The sequence below is a fragment of the Saccharospirillum sp. genome, assembly GCF_040881935.1.
Classification (GTDB): domain Bacteria; phylum Pseudomonadota; class Gammaproteobacteria; order Pseudomonadales; family Natronospirillaceae; genus Saccharospirillum.
On the sequence record NZ_JBBECH010000076.1, the window covers coordinates 1 to 15,000 of the forward strand.

Annotated in this window: 12 protein-coding genes; 3 read left to right on the forward strand and 9 right to left on the reverse strand. The window is 55.8% G+C overall.

Going from position 1 to position 15,000, the window contains the following annotated elements; translation table 11 throughout:
* Nucleotides 1-72 precede the first annotated feature (72 nt).
* The 9 genes from WEB54_RS14130 to WEB54_RS14170 form a co-directional block, all read right to left on the reverse strand.
* Nucleotides 73-612: a hypothetical protein gene (locus WEB54_RS14130; protein ID WP_368056414.1), complete on the reverse strand. Its 540-nt coding sequence runs from the start codon at nucleotides 610-612 to the stop codon at nucleotides 73-75.
* Between the two features lie 206 nt (nucleotides 613-818).
* Nucleotides 819-1,223 (reverse strand): hypothetical protein, encoded by a 405-nt coding sequence (locus WEB54_RS14135; RefSeq protein WP_368056416.1) that lies wholly within the window; start codon nucleotides 1,221-1,223, stop codon nucleotides 819-821.
* A gap of 35 nt (nucleotides 1,224-1,258) precedes the next feature.
* Nucleotides 1,259-1,639, reverse strand: coding sequence for a hypothetical protein (locus tag WEB54_RS14140; RefSeq protein ID WP_368056418.1), 381 nt, complete (start codon nucleotides 1,637-1,639; stop codon nucleotides 1,259-1,261).
* Nucleotides 1,640-2,156: 517 nt separating this feature from the next.
* Nucleotides 2,157-2,816, reverse strand: coding sequence for a fumarylacetoacetate hydrolase family protein (locus WEB54_RS14145; RefSeq protein WP_368056419.1), 660 nt, complete (start codon nucleotides 2,814-2,816; stop codon nucleotides 2,157-2,159).
* Nucleotides 2,817-2,892: 76 nt separating this feature from the next.
* Nucleotides 2,893-3,345 (reverse strand): hypothetical protein, encoded by a 453-nt coding sequence (locus WEB54_RS14150; protein WP_368056421.1) that lies wholly within the window; start codon nucleotides 3,343-3,345, stop codon nucleotides 2,893-2,895.
* Nucleotides 3,346-3,686: 341 nt separating this feature from the next.
* Nucleotides 3,687-4,916, reverse strand: coding sequence for a phosphoglycerate dehydrogenase (gene serA, locus WEB54_RS14155; RefSeq protein ID WP_368056423.1), 1,230 nt, complete (start codon nucleotides 4,914-4,916; stop codon nucleotides 3,687-3,689).
* Nucleotides 4,917-5,211: 295 nt separating this feature from the next.
* Entirely contained in the window at nucleotides 5,212-7,041 is a 1,830-nt protein-coding gene (locus tag WEB54_RS14160; protein WP_368056425.1) for a protein kinase, read from the reverse strand.
* 284 nt (nucleotides 7,042-7,325) lie between these two features.
* Complete coding sequence (locus tag WEB54_RS14165) at nucleotides 7,326-8,081, reverse strand: TrmH family RNA methyltransferase (RefSeq protein ID WP_368056427.1); 756 nt, start codon at nucleotides 8,079-8,081, stop codon at nucleotides 7,326-7,328.
* Complete coding sequence (locus WEB54_RS14170) at nucleotides 8,078-9,715, reverse strand: NAD(P)/FAD-dependent oxidoreductase (protein ID WP_368056429.1); 1,638 nt, start codon at nucleotides 9,713-9,715, stop codon at nucleotides 8,078-8,080. Before WEB54_RS14170 ends, WEB54_RS14165 begins: the two co-directional genes overlap by 4 nt.
* A 357-nt stretch (nucleotides 9,716-10,072) precedes the next feature.
* Between WEB54_RS14170 and rlmE the strand changes: the two genes are divergently transcribed.
* From rlmE to WEB54_RS14185, 3 genes are all read left to right on the forward strand, one after another.
* The gene (rlmE, locus tag WEB54_RS14175; RefSeq protein ID WP_368056431.1) at nucleotides 10,073-10,693 is read left to right on the forward strand and encodes a 23S rRNA (uridine(2552)-2'-O)-methyltransferase RlmE; all 621 of its coding nucleotides are present in this window, start codon (nucleotides 10,073-10,075) and stop codon (nucleotides 10,691-10,693) included.
* A gap of 463 nt (nucleotides 10,694-11,156) precedes the next feature.
* Nucleotides 11,157-12,812, forward strand: a complete 1,656-nt coding sequence (gene ettA, locus WEB54_RS14180; protein ID WP_368056433.1) for an energy-dependent translational throttle protein EttA — start codon at nucleotides 11,157-11,159, stop codon at nucleotides 12,810-12,812.
* 106 nt (nucleotides 12,813-12,918) lie between these two features.
* Nucleotides 12,919-14,898 (forward strand): putative bifunctional diguanylate cyclase/phosphodiesterase, encoded by a 1,980-nt coding sequence (locus WEB54_RS14185; protein ID WP_368056435.1) that lies wholly within the window; start codon nucleotides 12,919-12,921, stop codon nucleotides 14,896-14,898.
* Nucleotides 14,899-15,000: the final 102 nt, after the last annotated feature.

Below are 15,000 nucleotides of genomic sequence, written 5' to 3' on the forward strand. Positions count from 1 at the left end.
ATGGAATATCGAGTTAAATGCTCAGTGAGAGCATGGGGTTAATGGATCGCTTACGTACCTGGCCTATACCGGTTATGAATTTTTTGCCCTGGTATCAGGTAGGCAGTCCGTAAATTCTCTTTGAATCCGTGGCATTTTGCCACGCTGCTCACCACCGCCATGCAGTATGACCAACAGCATACCCACCATTACCGAAACACCATTGGATATACGGACCATCTGCTCGAGTAAAGGAAGTGGATAACCTTTGCTGTGGCGATGGATTGCATGAATGCCGCCGTGGATGAACGAACTAAGGGGCTTCCAAGAGTACTCCTTGAATTCTAGCAGCATATCCACTGGCTCCTGCGGAGCTTTTCCCTGTAGTTTTTCAAGCATTTCGCTGAGCATTGGAAGCCTATTCGCTCTATGAGCCGCCTCACGTGTCAGCTCTTTAGTTAGCTTTGAAACAGCAATGTCAGACGCCGCGTAAAGGAGCCACATTGCCCGGACCAGAGCTTCATACTGAAGTCGGACAAGTCCTGTAGCTGAGGTTAAATTTCCCGCAGAAATTAGTATTTTTGCACTTTCAGCATGCTCGAAAGTAATACTACACATGACCCTGCTCGCCATGATTCTCTCCGAATCATCGAGAGGAGGGAGCGTTAGAAACTTCAAGAGTTTTCTTTCAAGATCGGCAGATCGCGACAAGATATAGTTTATCAATGGTGTCTCTACTCATAACGCCGCTCAACACGCGCGGCTAAGGAATGAAAGCGAAGCCGCTATGTAGTAGACGTCGCCGTGACCGGCCTTGTTAGACTTGCCGAATTCATATACTAAGCTTTCTCATCTTGGCCGACCTCCCGCTTCAGTTTTTCAAGAGTTAGCCGGGCGATCTCATCTTGGATTGGCTGCACCTCAGTATGCCATTTCTTGAACCCGTACCACATCATTATAAGCCCTAGTCCAATTACCACGCCTAGGCTGTATGAAAAGAACTTCTTATCGCTCTTGGCTATTTCTAGCTTTTTATCCAGGACTTGAAAACGCGTTTCTTGTAATACTGATCGCACTGGATCCGCTCTAAGGGTTTCGTATTCAACTGCGATCGCGAACGCCAAATCATTGGTTGTTTTATTTAAATAGATCGTCGTGCCAGCACCAAATACTGCCAACAATAAACCGAACAAAGCATAAAACTTATAGATGTTGTCCGTTGGTAGGGGAATACGGCTTTCCATCAAGGGTTCCTATATTTCAAACGGCGCCTAACGCCTCAGCCAGCCACCGCGTCTTTTGTGGTCGGCTGTACTGACTGGTTAGGCTTTGTATCTATAACAGTGATTTTCTCTGCTTCTTCGAGAATCTTTGAGACCTCTTTCTGGCTATAGCCCTCAGCCTCCAAGATAACTACCTTCTTTTCAGTAGTTTGAATCATGACTTTTCTTGATGCTCTGGCTTTGAGCCACTGAACTATAACCGTAGCAAGAGAAACGAACACAGATGCTTCTCCGAGCGCCAAAATAATTTCTGCTGTACCACCAGAAGAATAAATTCCCGGTTTTGGAATATTGATTTTGTAAGTGATATCAGCAGATTCAAGGTCATCCAGAAATGAGTCCTTACTATCTTTGAAATACTCAAGCATTAAGATCATTTCGATTTATTTCCTGTAAGTGGGCCTAAGAGTTTCTTCACATCAGAAAATGCACATGACCCAGGACCTATACGAACATTGATTTTCAGAAAAACTCTCTAGAAACCTTATCACAGAGCCTTAAACCCAACCCAATCAAACATCACCCCGCAAAAGCCAACAAACGCATCCTCTTTCAGCCATCCAGAAATAGCCCAACACATTTGTCACAAATCCACAGCGACATCCAAAATATGCTGCACTTTCTCCACCTCATATTGGCTTGCCACGTCACTTCCCGCGGTATCAACAGCAAGTACACATATAACCAAGTCAATCAGAAAGGGGCGGGTAACTGGAATCAACAACAAATCACTGGATATAAATCGACCAAACTAGCTACCGCCCGGCCGGTTACAGGGCACACCAAAGCAAAACAAGTTGTGTTTTCACCATGTCACTCTGTGACGAAGTTGGCAAGTATTTATTTCGCAGAGGTGTCGGATGTGTCCGCCTTACCCTGGTGAGGGCAAAGCCCTCACTCCACCTGGCTACTCAACTTCCACTCTGTCCCTTCAATCGCCAACTCCAGCTTATCACCAGATTTCAGCTTACCCACACCATCCGGTGTACCCGTTAGCACCACATCACCGGGCTCTAGCCGGAAGTCTTTTACGATTTCTGCCAGCAGGTCGGGGATGCTGAACAGCATGTTCTCTACCCGGCCGTGTTGCTGGGGTTTGCCGTTCAGTTCCAGGGTGTAGCCCCAATCGCTTAGGTTTTCTGGCATTTGGTTTACGGGTAGCCAGGGGCCGAGTGGTAGGGAGTCGTCGAAGGCTTTGGCGCGTTCCCAGGGGTGGCCTTTTTTCTTGAGCTCGTCTTGCTGGGTGCGGTCGGTCAGGTCCAGCGCGAGGGTGACGGCGGTTACCGCCGACATGGGGCTTTCGGAATGGTCGGCGGAGAGTTGCGCGCCTATCAGCAGGGCCAGTTCGGTTTCGAAATGCAGGTCGGGGCGCGGCAGGCTGATGTGGTCGCCGATGGTTACGCAGGCGCTGGCCGGTTTAATGAACAGTAGCGGCGCTTCGGGTACGGCGTTGCCCAGTTCCCGGGCGTGTTCGGCGTAGTTGCGGCCGACGCAGACGGCCTTGCCCATGGGCAATAAGATCGATTCGCCGGAAACCCACTGGTGTTGATACATAGAGACTGCTCCCGTTTACCGGTTAATGTTGGTCTCTACTTTAGCGGGAAATTCCGCCGGTTACTAACTCTGCACACTACCGGCTGGTTGTCTCAACGCCCGCCGCGGCGAACCGGTTACGCAGTTGCACCTGGGTATCGACTTCAGAATGGGCAATGCCGAGCAGTAGCCACATGGTGCCGGATGAGCTTTCACGGGTTCGGACGACCCGGAGTTCTTCGTTCAGCCAGGTTAAGATGACCCGTTTTGCTTCGGTCTCTTGGTCGTCGTTAACGTCGCCAAACCAGGTGACGAACCACTCGAGTGCCATAGCGTGTTGAACTTCCAGACGGGCACGTTCGATACTGACGTCGGTTTCAACATCGGCTGAGGCGGGAGCGGAGGTTAAACGGGTAATGGGGTAGCCCTCAATCTGCTGGTGACAAATGAAGGAAGGGGCCGGTGTTCGGGTGGTGTCGGGGAAGGTGCAGCTGGTCAGTTCCTGTTGCATGCCACGGGATATACAGGCAGACAGGCCGACTGCCAGCATAAGAACAAGACTGGTTTTTCCCAAAAACCGAGCACAGTTTACGCGATAGCCTTGAACAGACACGTCGTTGGAACTCCCTTTTATAGACAAAGCAGATAACAAAAAACCCGACGCATCGGGTTTATGTCGTTCTGCCAGTATGCCAGTTGGGAGGTGAAACGCCAGTGGATGGTTTGGTTACCAGCCAGAATACGCGCAGGATACCGGGCATGCCGATCCGGGGTCGGCGTGGATCCATCCATGGAGCCTAGGCTGCAACATCCATGTTGCAGACTACCCCGGATCGGCACACCCGGCACCCAGCGCTTGGTTTCGTGGTTGATCCGAGTTTCGAATATTTTCTAGAACAATATGCGGGCGCGCATTGTTCCTTTTACTTCTTTCACTTTATCGAGTGCTTTCAGCGAGCACTCCTGAGCTACATCGATCACCACGTAGCCAATCTTGTCCCGTGTTTGCAGGTACTGGCCGATGATGTTGATGTCGTTCTCGGAGAAGATGCGGTTAATTTCGGACATGACACCGGGGATGTTCTGGTGGATGTGCAAAATACGGTGCGCGCTCGGGTGTGCAGGCAGTGCCACTTCCGGGAAGTTGACGGCAGAGGTTGAGGTGCCGTTGTCTGAATAGAGTGCCAGTTTTTCGGCCACTTCGATGCCGATGTTGAACTGGGCTTCCTGAGTCGAACCGCCGACGTGAGGGGTGAGGATGACGTTGTCGAATTCGCGCAATGGCGATATGAACTCGTCGTCGTTGCTGCGCGGCTCGACCGGGAAGACGTCGATGGCGGCGCCGAGGAGTTTCTTCTCGGTCAGCACGGCTGCCAGGGCGTCGATGTCGACCACGGTGCCGCGGGCGGCGTTGATAAATACCGAGCCTGGCTTCATGCGGGCGAATTGTTCGGGGCCCATCATCCACTTGGTGGAGGCGGTTTCGGGTACGTGCAGGGTCACTACATCGCTGGTTTCGAGCAGTTCGTTCATCGAGCCAACCTGGTTGGCGTTACCCAGCGGCAATTTGGTGATGATGTCGTAGAACTGGACGTTCATGCCCAGGCCTTCGGCCAACACGCCCAACTGGGTGCCGATGCTGCCATAGCCGACGATGCCGAGTTTTTTGCCGCGGATTTCGTAGCTGTCGGCGGCGCTTTTCAGCCAGCCACCGCGGTGGCTGGCGGCGTTCTTTTCGGGAATGCCACGCAGCAGCAGGATGGCCTCGGCCAGTACCAGTTCGGCTACGGAGCGGGTGTTGGAGAAGGGTGCGTTGAAGACGGCGACGCCATTCAGGGCGGCAGCGTTCAGATCGACCTGGTTGGTACCAATGCAGAAGCAGCCAACGGCGACCAGTTTGTCGGCAGCTTCGAAGACGTCGGCGGTAAGCTGGGTGCGGGAACGAATACCAATAAAGTGGGCGTCTTTGACCTTTTCGATCAGTTCGGCTTCGGGCAGCGAACCCTTGTGGTATTCGATGTTGGTGTATCCGGCTTTGGTGAGGGTATCCAGCGCGCTTTGGTGCACACCTTCCAGTAACAGGATGCGAATCTTGCTTTTATCCAGCGAATTTTTGCTCATGCTCAGACTCTTGGTACCAATGAAATGGGTGGCGCGCGCATGATACCACAGCGTTTCCGCCAGACGAGGCGCCATTTATGCAATGAACTGTTCTACCCTGGGCAAAACTGGGCTCTATGGCATGGGTTGCTATTTTGCTACCGCGTTGAAGTCTACTCGAGGCAATGGTTCGCGAGCGCCACCCTTTATGGTCCTGGAGGGACGCTGCAAGTACGTCCGTGTAAGTTCGGCGGTCCACCCAACCTCCCAGGCGGCTATACATGAAGCCGATAAAGTAAACGCCAGGCTAATCACCCTATGTGACCAGCGAAGTATCCCGTGGGTTGCGGGGAGCATACCGGGCCGGTAGCTGGTCGATGTGGTCGAAGGTTCTGGGGTCTTTGTAGGGGAGTTTCATGAAGCCGCGCAGGCCCAGGCCCTGGATGTCTTTTACGGCGGCCAGCATTCGGTTTAGGTGGTTGCGGAATTTGTCTTCCTGGCTGGCGTCGAGCAGGCGGTAGTAGTTGTGGATTTTGAGGTTGCGGGGGAGTACCTCGAAGATGATGCAGCCGGTGTGGTGAATGCGGTCTAGGGCTTCGATCTCGTCCATGATCGAGGGTGGTAGGGTCAGGTATTCGTCGGGGTCGCGGCCGTCTTCGAAGTAGGAGTGCATGCGTTCTGTGTCTTCGCCTTTTGGGGCTGGGGTGATCAGATAGGGAATGCGCAGGCTTTTTGGGGGGATGAAGGCATCGGCCTCAAAGCGGCGGTCTAGGTGTAGGGTGTCGCGGGCGTTGTACATGACCGCCTTGAAGGTGCCCTGGCGGTACACGCCGCGCGCTAGGTTGACCATGTTGTTGACCGACTGGTGGAAAGAGCGGCGCAGTTCTGGGTTGTGCAGGCTGAAGGCGGATTCGATGCGTACGCCGTCGGCATGCCATTTTACCGCCAGGCCGCCGACGATGGGGTAGCGGCCGAGCCGGCTGACGGCGGCGACGAAGGCTTTTTCGGTTTCGCCCATACCTTGCAGGTAGTTTTTGTAATATTTGTCGAGTTGTTCGTCTTCGACGTCCATCAGGGTGTCGTCGGGGTTTTCCTGGCGCAGGAAGGATTTGCGCGAGCTATAGACGGCGGTGTCGACTTCGCGGTGGCGCTCGCTGACCCAGACCGGAATCATCGGTGCGAGGTCGTCGGCTGGAGAGATGGCAACGATGTGTCGCATCCGGCTCATGTGGCCGAGGAAGTAGTTGCCGGCTTGTTGGCGCTGGCCGGTGTCGTCGTCGAGCATGCTTGCCAGTACCCGGGCGAATTCGATGGGTAGGCCGAGTGCTTGCGGGGTGATGACCTTGCGTCCGAAGCGGCAACCCTGACCTGAAGCCAGCGCATAAAGTGTGGCGGCGGTGCCCTGTTCGTCGAATCGGGGGGATGAGAGGCCGCCATTCAGTTGTTCGTCGCCAATGAAGTAAACATCGCCGAGTTTGGCGTTGGTGTGTTGCAGATCGGACGACATTAAGTCCATGACGCTGTTGGAGATGAACTGGTGGTCGGCGTCGAGCTGGGAGAAAACCGAGGAGCCCCAGTCGATTAATTGCACCTGTTCGGACGCCGGATCGAAGACGAGGTTGCTGGGTTTTATGTCGCCATGGACGATGGGTCGCCACTGGCCCTGGGCGTCGGTTCGGGTGCGTAAATAGTGCAGCAGGTCGGCGAGTTGGGCGGCGAGGTTGAGGATCAGTTGCGGTGACAGTCGGCCTGCTTTTAGGCCGTAGTCGTCGAGATCGAGCCCCGGTGCCCGGGTCATCACCAGGATGGCCTGCTTGCCGACGCGGACGAAGTCTTTGACCTGGGGGATCTGCGGGTGATCGAGCAGCGATTGCAGGTCGCTTTCTTCTTCGAGCCGGTCTTGCACATGCTGGGGCAGGTTAATTCGTGAGAATTTGAACACCAGGTCTACGCCGGTGCGGGTTTTGCCCGCAAATACGAAGCCGAAGGCGCCCTTGCCGATCAGTTCGATGTCCTGATACCCGAGCCGTTCAAGCTGACGCATACAGAGCTTGATCCAGGCTTTGAGCTTGGCGGCGTCCTGATGCGAGAGCAGGTAGATGCTTTGCTCTTCAGGGATGTAAAAGTGCTTGAGGCTGTGCTCCACCGGCGGGCTCCTGTTCTGAGCCTGCAGTTTGGCTAATCATGGCTTGAGTTTCCAGCGTCGTGGTCGTGCCATGAGTCAGAAATTCGCGTGGGTAATTTGGTTCGGTGGTTGTTTTGACTGTGGTGGCAGTCGGACTGCCGGGCACCTCTACTGGGGGCACGCTGTAAATACATCCATGTAAGCTCGGAGACAACATCCATGTTGTCTAACGGCCCCCAGTAGAGGCACCCGGCAGTCCTTCGATCATCTGTGGTTAAATTGGCGCGATTTTCTGACCCATGACACTAGCTCTGGTGGCGAACTCGTTCGTAAACACAGAGGTTTACTGCCGAGGCTAGGTTTAACGATTCGATGAGACCGGAGCCTGGAATGGTAAAAGCGGTGGGGTTTAGGTTGGCCAGGGCTTCATGTGGAATGCCCCGCGCTTCGTTGCCAAAAACGTAGCATTCGATGTTCTGGAAACCGGGTTCGGTTAGGGGTTGGCCGCTCATGTCGAGACTACCAATGTGGTCGAACCGACCTGCCAGATTCTCCAGAGGAACATCCAACTCCATCGAAACATGAAAAATCGCGCCCATACTGGCGCGCACGACTTTCGGGTTGTAGGGGTCGACGCTGCCGGGGCTGAGCAGGCAGCGGAAGCCGCTGAACCAGGCCAGGGTGCGCAGGATGGTGCCGAGGTTGCCCGGGTCTTGAATTTCGTGGAGGTAGATGGCTATGTCGGCTGCTTTTTGAGGGGCTTGGTTGGCCGATTCTGGTGACGGTGATGCTGGGGGTATGGGTACAACGGCGACGATGCCCTGGGGGGTCTTGGTGTCGCTGATCTGCGCCATTTTTTTACTGCTGATCAGTTGCGTTTTCAGCGGGCTTTGCCAGTCGGCGTAGGTCTCGGTGACCAGCAATTCGGCCTGGCGCAATGCCGGTTGATGTTCGGCGGCGCGTTGCAGTTCGAGCACGAGATGTTCGCCTTCGACCAAATAGTGGCCAAACTGGCTGCGGTATTTTTTCTGGTGCAGTTTTTTGATGTCATCGAGTTTCACGCCGTCGCCTCGGTTTCAATACCCGCGTCGGCCAGCATGGCCAGCGCCAGGGCTTCGGCGACTTTGATGCCGTCGACCCCGGCCGAAAGAATGCCGCCAGCATAGCCTGCACCCTCGCCTGCCGGGTAGAGGCCACGGGTGTTGATGCTTTGCAGGCTGGCGTTGTCGCGTTTGATGCGGATCGGTGAAGACGTGCGAGTTTCAATGCCGGTTAGGATGGCGTCGTTGCGGTCGAAGCCGCGGATTTGTTTGCCAAAAGCAGGCAGGGCTTCGCGGATGGCGTCGATGGCGTACGCCGGTAGCGAGGGGGCCAGGTCGCCGAGTTTGATGCCTGGCTGGTAAGAAGGTTCAACCTCGCCCAGTGCTGTCGAAGGTTCACTGCGAATAAAATCGCCAACCAGTTGTGCCGGTGCGCAGTAGTCTTGCCCGCCGAGTTCGTAGGCTTTGGATTCAAGTTGCTCCTGGAGTTCCACGCCAGCAAGCGGGCTTCCGGGAAAATCCTGTTCTGGGCTGATGCCGACGACGATGCCTGAGTTGGCGTTGCGCTCGTTGCGGGAATACTGGCTCATGCCGTTGGTGACGACCCGGCCCGGTTCGGAGGTTGCCGCGACTACCATGCCGCCTGGGCACATGCAGAAGCTGTAAACGGCGCGGCCGTTTTTGGCGTGGTGCACGAGTTTGTAGTCAGCCGCGCCGAGTTCGGGGTGGCCAGCGTATTTGCCGAGGCGGGCTCTGTCGATCAGCGATTGCGGGTGTTCGATGCGAAAGCCGATGGCGAAGGGTTTGGCTTCGACGTACACGCCTTGTTGGTGCAGCATGCGGAAGGTGTCGCGGGCGCTGTGGCCGAGGGCCAGAATGACGTAGCGGCTGACGATGTATTCACCGTTTTCGAGGGTGACGCCGTTTACCCGGCCATCACTCAGTGTCACTTCGGTGACTTTACTTTCGAAGCGGATTTCACCACCCAGGGCAATGATCTCTTCACGCATTTTAGCGACTACGCCGGTCAGCCGGAAGGTGCCGATGTGGGGTTTGCTGACGAACAAAATTTCTTCCGGTGCCCCGGCCCGCACGAATTCGTGCATGACTTTGCGGCCGTAGAATTTCGGGTCTTTGATCTGACTGTACAATTTGCCATCGGAAAACAAGCCAGCCCCACCCTCGCCAAACTGGACGTTCGATTCCGGGGAGAGTTCATGTTTGCGCCACAAGGCCCAGGTGTCTTTGGTGCGACGGCGGACGTCTTTGCCGCGTTCGAGCACGATGGGTTTGAAGCCCATTTGCGCCAGAATCAGGGCGGCAAACAGGCCGCAGGGGCCAAAACCGATGACGACGGGGCGTTCGGTGATGCTGGCGGGTGCCTCGGCGACCGGGTAGTAGGCGGTATCCGGCGCGGGGCGAACGTGGTGGTCGTCGGCAAAGCGCTGGAGCACGGCCGCTTCGTTGCTGACCGCGAGATCAATAATGTAGACGAATTTGATCTCCGAGTTCTTTTTGCGCGCATCGTAGCTGCGCTTGAACACGGTGAAGGATTGCAAGTCGGCATCGGCGATCTTCAGCCGGGCAACAATGGCCGGGCGCAGGGCTTCGGGCGGGTGATCGAGCGGTAAGGCAAGTTCATTGAGGCGAATCATTCTTAGTCCTGGTCGGTGACTCCGACATGGTGGCTGTGGTCGATGCTTGGTGGCTGTGGTCCGTGTCGGCCACCGGTGAGGCCTCTGCGGGGTCGGCGTGAACCCATCCATGGGGCCTAGACCGCAACGTCCTGTTGCGGACTTCCCCGCAGAGGCCTCACCGGCAGCCGACACTCGCATTGTGGTAGCTTCGACTATTAGGACTGCCAGAGAAACTCACGAACGCGCCACTTGCGTGCCGAATGGGCGGGAATTATACGCACGGGACGGGGCTGTGTCAGTGTTGTGGTTTTACGCCCTGCCCGGCCACAGCGTACAATGGCGTCTTATTTGATGAATCAGCACGGTTAATTGGCTATGGCCCGATCCAAAAGCAGCAGTCGCTGGCTCGAAGAGCATGTGAACGACCCTTTCGTGAAGCAGGCGCAGATAGACGGTTACCGTTCGCGCGCGAGTTATAAACTGCTGGAAATCAACACCAAGGACAAACTGATTCACCCTAATATGCTGGTGATGGACCTGGGCTCGGCGCCCGGCGGCTGGTCGCAGGTGTCGGCCAAGCTGGTGGGTCACAAGGGCCGTGTCATCGCTTCGGACATTCTGCCGATGGATTCCATTGCGGGCGTTGAGTTTATTCAGGGCGATTTCACCGAGGAAGCGGTGTTCGATGAGATTATGGCCACACTCAATGGCAGCCAGGCTGATGTGGTCATTTCCGACATGGCACCCAACATCAGCGGTGTCGACGTGGCCGACCAGGCGTCTTCGATGTATCTGGTGGAGCTGGCGCTGGATATGGCGCTGCAGATTTTGAAGCCCAAGGGCAGTTTTGTGGCAAAGGTATTTCACGGCGAAGGCTATGATGAATATGTAAAAGACCTGCGAACATCGTTCGATAAAGTCGTCATTCGCAAACCCGATTCATCACGTGCCCGTTCGCGGGAAGTCTATGTGGTTGGCAAGGGCTTTAAGGGATAAGAGAAACAGTCTCGATATTCATCGAGACTGTTTGGGTGGTTGGCTGCCGGTCGGACTGCCGGGTACGCTCCTTGGAGGCACGCCGTAAACCCCTCCCTGGGGGCTCGGAGACCGCATCCATGCGGTCTAACGGCCTCCAATGAGCATACCCGGCAGCCCTCCGCTACTCCGCGCCACAATTTACAGTTCTATCTCCTCAGTCTTTTTGGAAAACACAGGCGCCTGTTGCGGCCTTTCCAAAGCACAACCTTTTCAATACTCTAGCGACACTCAAATTACTCAAGTTGCAGAGTTGGCAACCAGCTAAGTGCCAGGTGCCGGGTGCGCCTATTCGGGGAAGTCCGCAACATGGATGTTGCGGTCTAGGCCCCAGGGACGGGTTTACGCCGACCCCGAATAGGCGCACCCGGTGCCTGGCACGTACTCCAGGCAACAAACTGAAACGAACCCAAAAGGTGAACCGGTGGCTCAATACGTTTTTACTATGAACCGTGTCGGCAAGGTGGTACCGCCGAAAGAACAGATTCTGAAAGACATCTCCTTGTCTTTTTTCCCGGGTGCCAAGATCGGGGTGCTCGGCCTGAATGGCTCGGGTAAGTCTACGCTGCTGCGTATTATGGCCGGTGTGGATAAGGATTATTTGGGTGAGGCGCGGCCTCAACCGGATTTGAACATTGGTTATTTGCCGCAGGAACCGGAACTGGATGAGTCCAAGACGGTGCGTGAAACCGTTGAAGAGTCACTGGCGCATTTGAAAGATGCCCAGGTTCAGTTGGAAGCAGTGTATGCGGCCTATGCCGAGCCGGATGCGGATTTCGACAAGCTGGCCGCCGAGCAGCAGAAGCTGGAAAACATTCTAGCCGCGGCCGATGGCCATAACCTGGAAAACCGGCTCGAAATCGCGGCCGATGCGCTGCGTCTGCCGCCCTGGGATGCGCCGGTGAAGAACCTCTCCGGGGGTGAGCGTCGCCGTGTGGCGCTGTGTCGCCTGCTGCTGTCTAGCCCCGATATGTTGTTGCTCGATGAACCTACCAACCACCTGGATGCCGAATCCGTTGCCTGGCTGGAGCGCTTTCTGCACGAGTTTACCGGCACCGTAGTGGCCATTACCCACGACCGGTACTTCCTCGATAACGTCGCCGGCTGGATTCTCGAGCTGGACCGGGGCCATGGTATTCCGTTCGAAGGCAACTACAGCCAGTGGCTGGAGAACAAGGAAAAGCGTTTGGAGATGGAATCCAAACAGCAGCAGTCGCATGAAAAAGCGGTCAAGTCGGAGCTGGAATGGGTTCGCCAGAACGCCAAGGGGCGTCAGGCCAAGTCGAAGGCGCGCTTGCGTCAGTTTGAAGAGCTCAGCTCGCGCGAGTTCCAGACCCGTAATGAGACTAACGAGATCTATATTCCACCCGGCCCGCGCCTGGGCGATAAGGTGATTGAGGTCGAGGGTGTTGCCAAGACTTACAACGGTAACCTGCTGTATGAAGACCTCAGCTTCGTTGTACCGCCGGGTGCGATTGTCGGCATCATCGGTGGTAACGGTGCCGGTAAGTCGACCCTGTTCCGGATGATCGCCGGGCAGGAAACGCCGGATTCGGGCAACATCACCGTCGGTGAGACGGTCGATCTGGCTTTTGTCGGGCAGATGCGTGAACTGGACGACAGCAAAACCGTCTGGGAAGAAATTTCCGACGGTCAGGATCTGATTTCCGTGAACGGCTACGAAATTCCCTCGCGCGCCTACCTCGGCCGCTTCAACTTCAAGGGCAGCAGCCAGCAGAAGTATGTGAAGCAGTTGTCGGGCGGTGAGCGCAACCGTTTGTTCCTCGCCAAGCTGCTGAAACAGGGCGGCAACGTGCTGCTGCTTGACGAACCGACCAACGATTTGGATGTGGAAACCCTGCGCGCACTGGAAGAAGCCATTCTGGCCTTCCCGGGTGCGGTGATGGTGATCTCGCACGATCGCTGGTTCCTCGACCGGGTGGCGACGCACATTCTGGCGTTTGAGGGTGATTCGAACGCGGTGTTCTTTGAAGGCAACTTTACTGAATACGATGCGGATTACCACAAGCGGACCGGTAACCAGGGCCCGAAACGCATCAAATACAAACGCATCAAGTAAGCGTGTGTTATAAAAACCAGACTCAGTCACGCTTTACGAAGCAACTGAGCCACTGGCAGGCCAACGGGTCTGCCTGTATGACCCTGCCCGCATTACGAGGAAGACCATGAGTTCAAAGACCGGCCCATTATTGACCGGCCAGAAAACCCCCCTGGCAAAAAAACTCGGCCTTCTGGTCGGCCTTGGTTTCTGTTCCGGTGTGTTGCTGGCCATCGCGGTCTGGTTGCTGAGCCTGAACATTCCGATGATGAGTGGTATGTTGGGCCTGCTGTGTACCATCGGCAGCCTGGCGTTGCTGGTGGCGACCTTCCGCGTTTATGCGGCCATTTCGCTTTCATTGGCGCAGAACGATCAGAAACATCTGCAAAATGCGCTGATTCAGGCCAAGGATATGCTCGACACCAGCAAACAGCTGCGCGACGACCATGTACTGTTGCAGAGCGTTTATAACAACCTCACCTTTCCGGTCTGGCTGAAAGATCGTTTCGGTCGTTACCTGGTGGTCAACCAGACCCTGACCAACCAGTGGTGCGATGGTGTCGACGCCAAGGGCAAGACCGATGCGGATGTGCTCAATGCCCAACTGGCCGAGGTGTTTATGGCAGCGGACCAGCAGGCGCTGAGTACCGGCCGCCACCAGGCGCTGGAACTGAAGATGGAGCTGACCGGTCAGCCTTCGCGCTGGTACCGGATTGAACGGCACCCGTTGGTGGGTGAGAACGACGCCATTGTCGGTATTCTGGGCTTTGCCATCGACATTACCGGCTACAAGGTGTCGGACGAGCGCTTGCGCGCCGATCAGTTGATTGACCCGGTCACTGAGTTTTCCAACCAACAGGGCTTGCGTTGCTTTATCGATGAGCACGATGAAGAGATCGATAATCTGTGGTGCCTGCACGTCGATATCGACCACTTTAAAGTCCTGAACGACAGCATGGGCAATGCCGCTGGCGACCAGTTGCTGACGCAATTATCGCAGCGCTTAAAACACCACAGTGACGAAGAGGACTTCCTCGCCCGCGTCGGTGCCGACGAATTTGTCGTGTTCTGGTATGCCACTGAAGTACCTTCTGACGACGACCGTGATCAACGCCTGAAAGACCTGCACCTGCAACTGAACCAGCCGTTCTCGATTGGCGAGAGCAGCTACAGCTTTACCGTTTCGATCGGCGCGGCACGCGCGCCCGCGCACGGCCTGACGGCGGATGAACTCCACCAGAACGCCGGTATCGCCCTGTTCAATGCCAAGAAGAAGGGTCGCAATCAGGTGCACTGGTACCACAGCGATTACGAAGACCAGGCACAACGACGGCTGCGCAAGGCGCAGATGCTGAAAAATGCCCTCAAACAGCAAGACCTGGAAGTACATCTGCAACCGCGCATCGACTGCCGCACCGGGGAAATTCTGGCGCTGGAATGCCTGGCACGCCTGCAGGGTGAGACCGGCGATCTGATTTACCCTGGGCATTTCATTGAACTGGCCGAGCACAATGGCTCGATTCGTGAACTGGACCGCTGGATGCTGGAGCAGACGCTGTTGTTGATATCGCGGCAATTGAATGAGGGCGCACACCCGGTGGTGCTGGGCGTGAACCTCAGTGTACAAAGCATTAACGACGATACTCTGCGCTACCTGACCGCCTGGCACGCCCGCAAGCCGGATGTTTTGCGCTATCTGGAGATCGAGATTACCGAACACCACCTGCCCGAGCAGAACGAAGACTTCCGCAAGCGGCTTGAGGCGCTGGACGCACTCGGCATTGCACTGGCTTTAGATGATTTTGGCTCTGGCTACGCCAACCTGTCGAAACTGCCCGATCTGCCATTCTCGATCATAAAGCTCGATCGCAGTTTTATTCATGACTTGCCCAATTCGGAAAAGCAGATCGCGGTGGTAAAAGCGATTATTGATCTGTGCACTTCGCTGTCGATCAAGGTGGTGGCTGAAGGCGTCGAGACCGAGGCCGAACTGAATGCGGTGTCCAAACTGGGTTGCCATTATATTCAGGGCTATGTCTATTCCCAACCGCGCGCCCTGGTTGATGCCATCGAATGGTTTGAGCAGCGCCAGATGGCGCGTCAGTGAAACTCAGAGTCCAGAGTTTGCCGGCATTTTCGTGGCATTGGTCCGCTCCGGGTGCCGGGTGTGTCCCTGCGGGGTCGGCGTAAACCCATCCCTGGGGCCTAG

Coding starts and splice junctions, on each gene's coding strand:
- WEB54_RS14145 (WP_368056419.1), bottom strand. CDS start 2,816: ATGTATCAACACCAGTGGGTTTCCGGCGAATCGATCTTATTGCCCATG.
- WEB54_RS14185 (WP_368056435.1), top strand. CDS start 12,919: ATGAGTTCAAAGACCGGCCCATTATTGACCGGCCAGAAAACCCCCCTG.
- rlmE (WP_368056431.1), top strand. CDS start 10,073: ATGGCCCGATCCAAAAGCAGCAGTCGCTGGCTCGAAGAGCATGTGAAC.
- WEB54_RS14135 (WP_368056416.1), bottom strand. CDS start 1,223: ATGGAAAGCCGTATTCCCCTACCAACGGACAACATCTATAAGTTTTAT.
- WEB54_RS14150 (WP_368056421.1), bottom strand. CDS start 3,345: ATGCTGGCAGTCGGCCTGTCTGCCTGTATATCCCGTGGCATGCAACAG.
- serA (WP_368056423.1), bottom strand. CDS start 4,916: ATGAGCAAAAATTCGCTGGATAAAAGCAAGATTCGCATCCTGTTACTG.
- WEB54_RS14140 (WP_368056418.1), bottom strand. CDS start 1,639: ATGATCTTAATGCTTGAGTATTTCAAAGATAGTAAGGACTCATTTCTG.
- WEB54_RS14130 (WP_368056414.1), bottom strand. CDS start 612: ATGGCGAGCAGGGTCATGTGTAGTATTACTTTCGAGCATGCTGAAAGT.
- WEB54_RS14170 (WP_368056429.1), bottom strand. CDS start 9,715: ATGATTCGCCTCAATGAACTTGCCTTACCGCTCGATCACCCGCCCGAA.